Source organism: Paenibacillus sp. 01T422, from assembly GCF_056398785.1.
In genome coordinates, this window is sequence record NZ_JBFTQB010000165.1 from 1 (window position 1) to 12,076 (window position 12,076).

Sequence of the window (12,076 nt, forward strand, 5' to 3'; positions counted from 1 at the left end):
GACACAACTGTTACTACATGCTGCTCCCCATACACCGGAGGATTCTTCCGCGCTGCTTTTCCAAGTTCTTCACGCGTTCCGTGGCCTTCACCGTACAATACGGGGTTCGGCTCCCTCTTGTCCCTTTCGGGTTCGATATGTCGATGCGGCAGGATTCACTTTATGTTACAGCCTGCAGTTTTGCTTCACCCCAGTTGGGGGTTTTCACAGGGCTTCATCCTTAGGATCTCGCCACCAGATGCCTGCTAGCTACGAGGCGGCTTGGTCCCTACCTCGGTTGGACTTTCACCAACTAGTTGTGCCTAGCTTTGCTAGGCGCACCATTGAACTATCGTTTCCGTTAGCTTAATTCCAAAATCTTGTGGGCAGAGGGGTAATAGCCCCAATGCTTGAATATGTTGTTATCTGATGGATTTGCCTACTATGAAACACTAATCTCTCTTGTACCTAATTTCTTAAATGCAGAGTAACCCTGATCGGACTTAATAAAACTTAATATATTATCGGCACATTCGGATGGACTCAACTTTTCCGTATTTACTTCAAGATCATATTCATTATAGGAATATACTCTGTCGAACTGGGAATGTGCTAGTCCAATTAATCGATCTCCCCTGCTCTGCTCTCTTCTTGTGAGTTCTTCTTTCGAGCATAGTACGCCTACAAATAATATAGGATGATCAACAAGTGAATCATAGAAATCATTAAAGTACTTGTCATTTGCGATTATGGTATCTACTATTACATTAAAACCCAGTTCTGATAACAATTTAATTGTCGAATGGTACACTGAGCATATGGAATGATCAACTATTTGTGAGACAACTTGGTGATCTATTCCTCTTGGAGGTTCATCTGGAAATTTATTATTAACAAAATCATTGTAATTATTAAAAAAATCATCAATTGATAAATGATAAAAAGGAATTTCTTTCTGATTTATCATTTCAGTCGATATGGAGGTCTTTCCAGAACTTGACGTTCCGTTCAAAAACACAATGAGTCCTTGCTTCACATGAATCACCCTTATCTATAAGATTTGCGTTTCATTCGGACAACCTTTCAACAAATTTCATAAATTATCCAACTGATAAAATATTCGAGGAACGATTCAACTATCCTGCCCAATCGCTTAATGACAAAAAGAGCAGCTGCCGCCGGGCAAACTGCTCCATGATGGGTTGAACTAACGTTCTCCGTTAACGTCTCTTTTCCATCTCGATTTGATACTTTTTACTGGTCCGAAAACAAATAAAAGAAAAAACTAAACTTATAATAAATGATATTACAGAAAGAAAGTAATCCCCATGAATTAAATTGAAAATCAGACCATACAAGCTTCCTGCTGCAAAGATAAAAGCAAATATAAGAAAAGAGAACTTTTGTAATTTGAAATAATATTGAATTGGCTTATTCAAGTAACATTGCACCCTAACATTTTTTTTATTTTGTAAATATTAAGTTCTACTAAGTTCTTCAACTATCCTCCCGTTAACGTAACGAGGCTGCCTATTTGCGGCAGCCTCTACTTATTGTTTATTAAGCTCTCGTTTTCCGTTTGTTTAATATCATTTCTATTAACGGTAGGAAAATGCTTCTAAAGCTACCCCTGTTGTAGCATCCACAACTACATTTCTCTTTGTGTGCCTTTTACAAAATATTCAATTTTATGATATATACGTAAATTCCACATTATGGTAATCTATTAGTTGGGCGCCCACCATATTTTTCCATTATTAAGGAGGTTCGTTTATGAAAAAGCTAGTACTTGCCCTACTTACAATTGCAATCTGTTTAACACCATTATTTTCGTATAGCCAAAACACTAATGCAGCTACAGAATCCCCAAAAGTAAATGATTTAACTTTATTGCGACAGGCAAAAGATAATGTAAATATAACAATTTTGAAAGAGCGAGGTCTAAGTGATTCTACCATTCAAGAATTGGGAGATAATATTGATGTTGTCGCTTCCCTCGTAAAACCGCAAATCAGTGTAACAACGCAGAGCCAATCTACTTCTACAGTACTTACAGACAGTCAATTAAAGAACCTTATTGATGGACTAAAATTATCTAAAACAAATCTTGATTCTGGGGAAACTTACAATGTAGAAAATGGCTATGTGAAAATGAACGACAAAATAGTCCCTGTCCCTCATTCCCTTTCAGAGCAAGAAAAAGAACAATTAAAAGTTCTTCAAACACAGGATAAAACACAAAAATCAGTTCCTAGTTTGAAGTTGGATGCGTCAAATTTAAAATCTACATTGGAAGCATCCTCTATCCCGAACAATCAATATACTCAAGACACTTTAACAGGTGCTCACCGAGTTACTACATCAGGTTATAGTTACATAAAAGGAACAGGTTGGTACCAACTCCCTACAGTAGGGATTAATACAAACTCCTATTATGCAGATGCTGCATATGGAATGGGTAACATTTTTAATGATTCTTATTCTGTTGGAGCTGATTTAGGTGTATACACAAACGACTCAATTGGGCGTTACTGGCGTACCGCAATTAATATGGGGCTTCCAGGTTGGGCCACGTGTTCTGAAACTAAATTTAATAATGGAGAATGTGGATGGAGGTCTGGTACGGTCACTATTGATCGCTTTGCACATCCAAAACTTTATATCATTTGGGGTGCAGTGAACCCTGCAGATTATAATGGCAATACTGTTGTAATTCAAGTATACGATGGTGATACATATCAATTCTTGACATCGATGGGATGGTACGCACCCAATCGTGGCTTTAATTATGATGGCACCGGTGGAAATGTTTATTTGAAATATGAACATGCTCTTGCCTGCACAAACCAATACAATTTAGGAGTCAAAGTCAAGACTTGTGATTTGGCGAATGGATCGTATATGCTTAATTCCAAATGGGGTGGTGTTAATATTTATAGCCCTAATGCATCATCACCTTGGTATAGCAGTTACTCAAAATGGTACCCGGAAATTGGGGATACTCCTTCAGAAAAACGTACAATTCAATTACTGTCTGAAACACGTGATACAGATAGCGCTGTAAACATTAATTTCAACTTGCAATAATAAATCTTATCGTTCACTGGGGGAAAGTGTTCAACACTTTTCCCCTTTCTTTGTTAAATAAGTGAAACAAATGAATCTTTTTGTGCGTCATATAGATATCGAGCCCTTAAGGCGCTCATAACTGGTAAAGGAGAGGCTAACGAATATGAAAAAACTAATTGCAGGGATACTCATTGGTTCGTGTTTCACTTCAGCTGGCGTCGTCTTGGCTTCCGATAAAATCGAAGCTTTGCTCTTCCATGTTTCTTATTCTGTGAATAATCAAGAAAAGGCCCTAGATGATGGTTATGTAACGCTTAACTATAACGGTCATGCGTATGTTCCAATTCGGTTCGTTGCTGAAAGCATCGGGGCAGGCGTCGCTTATGATGATGCTTCTAAACAAATCATTATAAAAGATGAAAATACTTTATATAATGATCCTCGCCCAATTGCTAAAGATCTTGTGAAAGTAAGTAATGTAATTACCATCAAAGAAGGCGACAAGACGAGGGTTTCCGGAATTGTTGAAACTTCTTTGGATGCTCAAGTTGGTGCAAATCTTTCTTTTGTAGATGCAAGTGGCACGGAACTGGGATTTGCTGTAATTAATGGGCATTATTCAGCTGGCAAACATGCGTTTGAGTTAATTAGTAGTGGAGACTTAACTTCTTATTCTTCAATTAAGGTAAATGTAGGTTACTTTAACCGAGTTCTAAACTAATTCTATATGTCTACTACGATGTCGACATGATGTAACGTAAATTCCCTATAATGCTTAACGAAGAGCTGCCTGCCGATTGGCAGCTCTTCGAAGTTAAACTATCGGTAACAATAGGTAAGCATTTGAAGTGATCTCCAGCTTTTCCCCTGTCCCACACGGAGCGTGCCAGTTTCCCCGCACTCCGCGTTCCCTCTAACTAAATGTACTAAATCATAAGTTCCTCGTTACTCATTGTTTTGGGATATGTTAAACTGGTTCTAAAACATATTTTTCACGGTAGTTGTTGATCTTGTTCATCATCAATTCCGTGAGTTCCAGTCTTTTCTTGAGTACGTCAATCGTCTCTTTTTGTGTTTGAAGGATAAGTCGCCCGATCTCTTTTTGGAGGATGCGCAAATTGCTAAACTTGTCGGTTCCCCCTAGGTGCAACGGGATGTAGTGGTGGCAGTGAACATCGGATGCGAAAAGATACATACCTGTAATCTCGCATTTACCCATCTTCATGCTATACCGACTGATCCGATTATCCATATATTCAATACTCTGATTCGGGATGCTAGATTTCGTTAGTAAGTAAATTTCCTGACGTAAATCTGGTCGAAGCTTTTTGTGTATTTGTTCTCTGCCTGTTGTCGTAAAGAGCGAAAGCCCTGTACTGAAGCCCATCGTATTCTTTGTTTTCACATTCGCAAGAGGGTATAAATAGACATCTGCTACTTTAAAAGTCCTGTAACCCAAGCTGTAAAATTTACTGTATGTTGGTGGTGGGTTTGCAGGATGCTCGTATTTCCCGATTTGTTTGAGACGATTGTACATGAAAGCTCGCAGATCATAAGCAAGACGTGAGAACGCAACACTAACATGTGTCGCCCGATTGAAATAATTATGAATTCCTAAAACAAAGCTGTTGAACCGTGCAGCGGTTAGAGCTGTTGGCGAAGACCTCATTCTGAGTATATGCTTCTTAGCCTCGCTACTGATTTTCCATTTTTCACTCGCTTTAATCCCCGTATGAGCAACTCTTTTCTGTGCCTTTTTGTTCGCTCGGATTGTAAACCCAAGGAATTCTGACTCTCGTTTTCTCAGATTAATGATTTGCGATTTCTCTGGAGATACGTCGAGTTTCAGACGGTCTTTGAGATACAGAATTACCGCATGATACCATCTCTGGGCTGATCTCCAATCTCTGCAAATGATCTTGAAGTCATCGGCGTAACGCACCAGATAGCCTTCTTTCAGACTTGAGCGTATTTTCGCAGCCCTTTCGCCAGTTCTTGATTTGAAAGGTTTCTTCAGAGGGAAGAGTTCCCATTGACCTGCCACCCAGTGATCGAGGTCATTCAGCACAATGTTCGAAAGAAGTGTTGACAGCAAGCCTCCTTGAGGTACGCCCTTTGAAGGTATTCCTTCTCCCACGATTTCAGCCTTTAGCATTTTAGAGATACAGGCTAGAACCTTTCGATCTTGAATTCCCATGTTCCAAAGTTGCTTCACGAGCAAGGTATGGTTGACGTTGTCGAAGAAACCCAAAATGTCGATGTCCACCACAAAATGCATCGATGCCTGATTGATAAGAAATTGAACTCTTGCCATGGCATGATGTGTCGATCTAAGAGGTCTGAAACCATAGCTATGATTGTAAAAATGAGCTTCAGCTATGGGCTCAAGGACTTGCTTGAAGCACTGTTGAATGATGCGGTCGAGGATGCAAGGAATGCCAAGCGGTCTCATTTTACCGTTATCTTTCTCGATAAGTTTCCGTCTGACTTTCTTGGGGTGGTAGTTTTGAAGTCTGTTTTGGATTTCACTCACTAATTCATGTTCGGGTCGTAGTTCGATGTCTTTAATGGTTTGACCATCTGTTCCTGGTGTCTTTGATCCTTTGTTGGACTTCATCGTACGGTAAGCCAGCAATATATTTTCTCTGGATGTGACCATCTCATAAAGGTGAGAAAAGCTTTCTTTATTCGCCGCTTTTGCGTACAAATCCGTAAACAATTCTGTCATGCCGTAATACTCCCAATTTCGTAAAGCTTGCACTGTGGCACCCCTCCTTGACGAAGTGATGTCCCCACATTCCTACCTGATCGGTGCAATTCACGTATGGAAAATGATCGTTCTTTTCAATTAGACTTGGGGCTGTTCCTCCACCTCGATTACAGAGGTTTCATCAGTCGTGCCCCTGCCCTCACAAGGATRAATCCATTTCGGCGAGTGCCTTATTGCAACCGTTTTGGGTAACAGCCCTTCTTGCAGCGTCCCTTGCCTTCCAAGTCCCTTACAGCCTAGCTATTCCTTCTGGACTTAGGTGCTTCCTCTAAGCCTGCGAGACCAATGCCACCGTAGTTTGGCATAGCGTATTTCATAGGAGAAAGTTTTACTTTACGCCTCTCACCCCATCGTTTGATGGTACATACGTTTCCGCATGCTCTAACTTTAGACCTGTACATTCGGAAGTTCGTCAGTTCGCTTCTGTGCGAACATTCTCACCATATCCAGTTTTTCAGCCACGCGGCATATCCGTTGGCATACCTTTTTTTTTTTTCTTTTTTCTCAAAATGGCTCTAGCCTTCGTTCTGCCGAATCTACCTGTACTTCACACCTCATGTTCTGTTAAACATGACGCGCGCAGGAGTATTGGCGGGATGGTTTCAAGATACGTGGTTCCGTCATTCCCATCCTCGGTTGTAAAGTTAAGATTACTTCATCTAATCTCCTGCTTTTCGCACTGTTTGGTGCTTATAGCAGAACTTGTCATACTTATCCGTTAGTTTAACTCTCTAGGTTTTTCTTTAATAGCTTAAAGGCGTTTAAAGGATGGTTTTCCTGCAAATGATGTTTAATTTTTCGAGCACATTCTTCAATGCTGTTGAGCTCAGTATTTATTTCTAAGTCATAAATGCCATGTGTATGAACTCGATTATATTGATAATTAGCAGTACCTATTTTACGATTACCTCTTTCTTGTTCTCTTCGTTGGAGTTCCTCAATTGAACAGTACAATGAAACAAACAATACTTTGAAATCGGCTAATATTGAAACACATTCCTCTAACCACTTTCTTTCTTGTAACACATGATCAACAATTATATTATTTCCTGATGCAACAAATGCTGGAAGTGCATTATGCATTCCTGATATTACTTTTAACATGGCGTCTTTTGCATTAGCTACCTTACTTCCATTTGTGAGATAATCTGATGGAAGCATGTTTAAAAACTGATCAACTGACATGTGTAAGTACGGCTCTTCAAGATTTCGTTGTAATTCTAAAGCAATACTGGTTTTTCCAGAACTCGAAGTACCGTTTAAAAAAATAATTGTCCCTGGCATGCTAATACACCCCTTCAACTCACCTATGGATATTATACATAAAATTCCAAATGTTATCTCCCTTTTGTATTACTTCAATTACACACCCCGCATAACTGCCCGTTACTTTAAAGAAAACAGGGAGCAGCTGCCGCGGCAATCTACTCCCTGTTTATTATGCTATCGTACTATGTTAGCTTAACTTATTTTGATAGCAAACCACACCGTCCAAGAGTCTTTTTCAATTATCGGAAGTTGTGTTCCATCAATTTTACTTTCAATATACAATATTAGCTGATTAAGTTCATTATCCGTTAACTCGTGCAAAATTGAACGACCTGTTCTTTCTTGAAGGTCTTGATGTAAAGATTCAACATCATTGTATTTCCRTCTAGTTTCCCATATCTGATTTTCACTAAGTAGTCTAAATCCATTAGATTCGAGTGCATTTCTCACATTATTAGATTCATGTCGGCGATTAATTTCATTATGAACCAATCTAGGATATTTCTCAAAAAAATAACCTCTAAGATGGCTCTCGTCTCCTTGCATTAAGCAATCCTTAGCTGTCCTATCTTGAACTATTAAAATACCGTTATTTTTCAAAATACGATTTGCTTCTTTAAAACACCTATTCAAATCAACTAGATGGTGAATTAAAGCTCTCTGTAAAATAATATCGTATCCACCCTCACGAAGTTTGGTATCATAAGCATCTCCTTGAACAAACATAACGTTTTTGCAATCCATACAGTTCTGTGAAGCACCTTTTAACATCTCTTCAGAAAAATCTACGCCCGTCACCTGTGATGCACCCATACTTAAAAAGGATTTTGTATAAATGCCTCCGCCGCAACCGATATCAACAACTTGACTACCAATAACATCAACATTTTTTTCGATAAGAGAAATCCAGGATTCATCGGCAACTCTTGTTGTATAGGTCATTCTGTTTTTGTCTTCGTGGAAGTTAATAGGCATTTAAACCACTCCCTAAAGTTTCATTTAGTGAAACTTAGTTTCAAAATAATTCACCTTCATTCTACCACATAGTTCCAAACAAACCAACGGTCTTTTCAACTATCCTGCCCGTTAATGACACCGCCTGATTGAATTTCGAGGCGACCTCATTATTTGTTTTCTGTGCTATCGTTCTTGCGTTAGACTAAATTATAGAATTCTATTCTTCGAATAGCTCTTAAAATTAAAATAACAGCGAGTATTACATATGCATATCCCATTTTTAAATATAGTTTAGTGATGTCTTCCGGTGTGCCTGGTTTATCGAAAAAAACAAAGAAGCCTATATATATTACGTATCCAATTGAGCAGAATGTAATGATATTCGCAATTAATTTATAGAGTTTCTTCGACATGTAGTCACCTCCAGAATTAGAAGAAAAACATCCCTCTACTGTTAAGTACTCAGTCCATCCTGATAATACCATATATTGGAACTATCCTGCCCGTTACTTGAATGAAAACAGGGAACAGCTGCCGGCCGTGACGATCTGCTCCCTGATTGTTCAACTATAGTTTCAAGCTAGTTTAGTGGGCTTATGCGAACGCCGAAATCAGCTTCTTTAATCTAGCGCGCTCATTAATGAGCGTGCTTTTATTCTATAATGATTCGGCGTCATCCCATGACGTTTCTTAAAAAGCTGACAAAAGTAAGAAACATTTGTCAACCCGATCTCTTGGATAAGATCCTGAAGCGGATAATCTGTTGACTCAAGCAGCCGGCAGGCTTCCTGCATCCGCCGTGAGATGATATATTCGGAAATACTCGTTCCCGTCGCTTCTTTAAACAGATGTGACAAATGTGCTGGGGAGAGGTGCACCTCATCCGCAAGTCGTTCTAGCTGAAATGGTTCCTGATAATGCTGTTCAATCCACTCCATCATTAGTTCTGCATGGTGCAATAGAATTGCATCAAAGCAGGAAAATGTGCTAGCTGTTTCTCAAAATACGTAGGTTCAAATAGAAGTTTGGAACGGGTATAGGTCTCACCAGATTGTAAATCGAAGTGAACGCGATGTTGTTGAAAGGGCTGGAAAATCATCAGCATTCCCGGTTTGATCGGATATATACGAGAGCCAATGATGGCTTTTCCTTGCCCCTGATGAACATAAATCAATTCTAGTCCCTGATGAGAATGATAGGAATTCCAAGCGGAATCAGCCGATTCGGCAAAAAAGCTTACCAAACAAGGCTCTCTGTCCAAGTAGAAATGCTGAACGTGTTTCATTACTCTCCACCTCCGCAATATAACAACATAATAGCACAGGTTAAAAACAACATAATAGACACCAACCTACTATAATTGGTCTCATACTAGTGAGGAGGCGTTATCATTATGAATACACAGCTTAACTTTGGGCAGAGTGCTGCAGGCAGGTTGGGACATTCCATTCACGCGATCATTGAAACTATATCCAACCGCTACATTGGGGAACATCCCGCTATCCCTTTTACATTTCGTTCTATCCCCTCCGACGGCTTTAAGCAGCTAGAGGATGGTCGCTACGATTTGAACTTGGYAGACCGCTATCCCTCGGCTCAGCATGGACAATACGGCTACATCCTTGGTTTGATTTGGAGTGAAAGCGAACAGCTTGCTGAATCCGCAATCAACTGTTACGGCCCCACACAAATACACTTAAATGGAAGACAAGTATATAAATCAGACATTGCAGATGAAGTCAATTACGCTAACAAGCTGATAATCTCCATTCAATTGTCGAGAGGCTGGAACACCATCTTCGTGAAACTCCAGAAAACAGCCTCCGGATTTGGCTGTCTATTCGGCTCAAATCGTAGCAAGTGGCTACCCTTCGACGTAATGGCTCCGTTCGCCGACCGAGCTGGTCAAGCAGGCTGGGTCTATACCGGTGCTTACGACAGCGATATTTTCGCAAATCATCCTGTACCAGACTGCATGGTACCCGAAGCTGCGACAAGCCTGTCATGGATGCCTCGCTTGCATTGGGATCAACAAGAGCTGCAAAATGGCATGTTTACACGTCTATTTGGCAAAGAAGAAGGAAGCTGCGCCTTCGCCTGGACTCGATTCAGTTCCCCCAGCAGAGACACGGTCACACTCATCGGACAACTTTCCGGTGCAGGACGCATTTGGGTCAATAACGAGCTTGTTCATGAACAATCAGCCGGCGGTTCATTTGAATGCGAGGTGTCTTCTTCTTCTTCTATGCCGCAAGATTTGCTCATTGAAAGCATCTCAAGCACTTCTGAATGGGGATTCGAACTGTCAGCGAAGTCTGATTCTGCCATTGCTTTTCAATCTCCTGCAATGGTCAAGGGCTGTAACGATCCTTGGTTGTTGCTAGGCGCGCTATCGGCAAGTCACGCTCTCAAACCAACTGAAATTTGTTCGCTGTCTTCGGTTTTCCAAGGAACTTCCGAGTCCGTCTATTGGACAGTCAATCAACCGAATCGGCGTATCCGGCCATACTCAGAAAATAAACTTTTTGGCAAATGGAACTATCCATTGGGCGTCACGCTTTACGGTATGCTGCAAGCAGGTCGACTCCTGGGCCGACCTGACATCATCCAATATGTGAAGCAGCATGTAACTGCTTGTACCCGATTTTACGCCTATTCCCTTTGGGATGCGGAGACATATGGGTTTCCAGCCCTTAACCAACAGTTGGTTGAATTAAATATGCTGGATGACTGCGGATCCTTCGGCTCCGTGATGCTGGAAGTTTCCTCTGACACAAGCGACCCTTCGATCCGCGAGGTGGCAGATGTCATCGCCGATTATATGCTGAACAAGCAAGAGAGGAAAAGTGACGGGGTTTATTACCGAGCACGACAAGGCTTCTTCTATGAGAATACTTTGTGGGCAGACGATCTCTATATGAGTACGCCTTTCTTGATTCGCTATTACAAAATGACCGGAAATCGCGCCTGTCTCGACGAGGCTGCCCGCCAATTTCTTTTATTTAAAAAATACTTGTATTTGCCTGAAGTGAACTTGATGTCCCATGTGTACGACTTTAAATACAACACGGCGACAGGTATTCCGTGGGGACGCGGCAACGGTTGGCCGCTCTTTTCGCTATCGGAGTTACTTGAAGTGCTCCCTGTTGATCATCAAGATTATACAGCGTTGATGACATTTTTTATAGAGTTTTGCGATGGTGTGCGCACTCATCAAGGCAGCGAAGGGTTATGGCATCAAGTACTAACAGATGCTGACTCCTACGAGGAAACCTCTTGCACCGCCATGTTCACCTATGCCTTCGCGCGGGGTATTCAATTCGGTTGGCTTCCTGAAACGGCCAAATACCAAACAGCGATCCATCGCGCCTGGCAAGGTCTATCAACGAAATCGATTGACAGTAACGGCAATATCTACGGCGTATGTCGAGGCTCACGTTATTCCTTCACCCCGGAATACTACAAGTTCGATTTAACAACTAGCATCAATGATACACATGGGATCGGAATTGTCCTACTTGYCGGTATTCAAGTGCTGAAGGCTTCCCAACCGGTAAGTGGAGGTGTCCATAAATAACTATTCAGAATAGAATCGCGTCACTTAAAGACATAATTGTCACCCATCAGCAACTCTCATCTCAGCATCTGTTGGGTGACAAATAAGTTTTGAAGTGCAAGAAACCAGCAAACATAAGGGTTTGCTGGTTTTTCATATAAAATCGATTTACAAATTAAGTTTTGAAGTGGTGTTTTAGAGTAGAAATCCCGATTTACAAATAAGATTTGAAGTACTTCTAACAAACTATTTATAAAGAGATCCCTATCAACAAACGTATCCGTTAGCGTAATGACATTTCTTAATCAGCGAGAGCACGTTTTATGTTCGCTTTTGCTTCATCAACCAACTTTTCATCTCTATCATCAATTGCCTGCAACATTATCAAAATAGGAATAAATATGGCAATCAATCGAGCTAATAGCTTCGTTTCTTCATCTACATCCCCATATTCTTTAAAAAAATTACCTCGATTA

9 protein-coding genes are annotated in these 12,076 nt (G+C 40.7%); 3 read left to right on the forward strand and 6 right to left on the reverse strand.

Going from position 1 to position 12,076, the window contains the following annotated elements:
• Positions 1-421: 421 nt before the first annotated feature.
• Positions 422-1,015 (reverse strand): chloramphenicol phosphotransferase CPT family protein, encoded by a 594-nt coding sequence (locus AC1DUA_RS11800; RefSeq protein WP_477499933.1) that lies wholly within the window; start codon positions 1,013-1,015, stop codon positions 422-424.
• A 737-nt stretch (positions 1,016-1,752) separates the two neighbouring features.
• On the opposite strand from AC1DUA_RS11800, the gene AC1DUA_RS11805 reads away from it, so the two are divergent.
• Both AC1DUA_RS11805 and AC1DUA_RS11810 read left to right on the forward strand, forming a co-directional pair.
• A complete protein-coding gene (locus tag AC1DUA_RS11805; protein ID WP_477499934.1) occupies positions 1,753-3,066 on the forward strand; it encodes a hypothetical protein in 1,314 nt (437 codons plus the stop codon).
• A 145-nt stretch (positions 3,067-3,211) separates the two neighbouring features.
• Positions 3,212-3,769, forward strand: coding sequence for a stalk domain-containing protein (locus tag AC1DUA_RS11810; RefSeq protein WP_477499935.1), 558 nt, complete (start codon positions 3,212-3,214; stop codon positions 3,767-3,769).
• 246 nt (positions 3,770-4,015) lie between these two features.
• Here AC1DUA_RS11810 and ltrA read toward each other — a convergent pair whose 3' ends face one another.
• From ltrA to AC1DUA_RS11835, 5 genes are all read right to left on the reverse strand, one after another.
• The gene (ltrA, locus tag AC1DUA_RS11815) at positions 4,016-5,809 is read right to left on the reverse strand and encodes a group II intron reverse transcriptase/maturase (protein WP_477499936.1); all 1,794 of its coding nucleotides are present in this window, start codon (positions 5,807-5,809) and stop codon (positions 4,016-4,018) included.
• Between the two features lie 732 nt (positions 5,810-6,541).
• On the reverse strand, positions 6,542-7,102 hold the full coding sequence (locus AC1DUA_RS11820; protein WP_477499937.1) for a chloramphenicol phosphotransferase CPT family protein: 561 nt from the start codon (positions 7,100-7,102) through the stop codon (positions 6,542-6,544).
• 177 nt (positions 7,103-7,279) lie between these two features.
• On the reverse strand, positions 7,280-8,062 hold the full coding sequence (locus tag AC1DUA_RS11825; RefSeq protein WP_477499938.1) for a class I SAM-dependent methyltransferase: 783 nt from the start codon (positions 8,060-8,062) through the stop codon (positions 7,280-7,282).
• A 602-nt stretch (positions 8,063-8,664) separates the two neighbouring features.
• Complete coding sequence (locus tag AC1DUA_RS11830; protein WP_477499939.1) at positions 8,665-8,985, reverse strand: helix-turn-helix domain-containing protein; 321 nt, start codon at positions 8,983-8,985, stop codon at positions 8,665-8,667.
• Positions 8,985-9,329: an AraC family ligand binding domain-containing protein gene (locus tag AC1DUA_RS11835; RefSeq protein WP_477499940.1), complete on the reverse strand. Its 345-nt coding sequence runs from the start codon at positions 9,327-9,329 to the stop codon at positions 8,985-8,987. The genes AC1DUA_RS11830 and AC1DUA_RS11835 overlap by 1 nt, the downstream gene beginning before the upstream one ends.
• Positions 9,330-9,437: 108 nt before the next feature.
• Between AC1DUA_RS11835 and AC1DUA_RS11840 the strand changes: the two genes are divergently transcribed.
• The gene (locus AC1DUA_RS11840; RefSeq protein ID WP_477499941.1) at positions 9,438-11,621 is read left to right on the forward strand and encodes a glycoside hydrolase family 88/105 protein; all 2,184 of its coding nucleotides are present in this window, start codon (positions 9,438-9,440) and stop codon (positions 11,619-11,621) included.
• Positions 11,622-12,076: the final 455 nt, after the last annotated feature.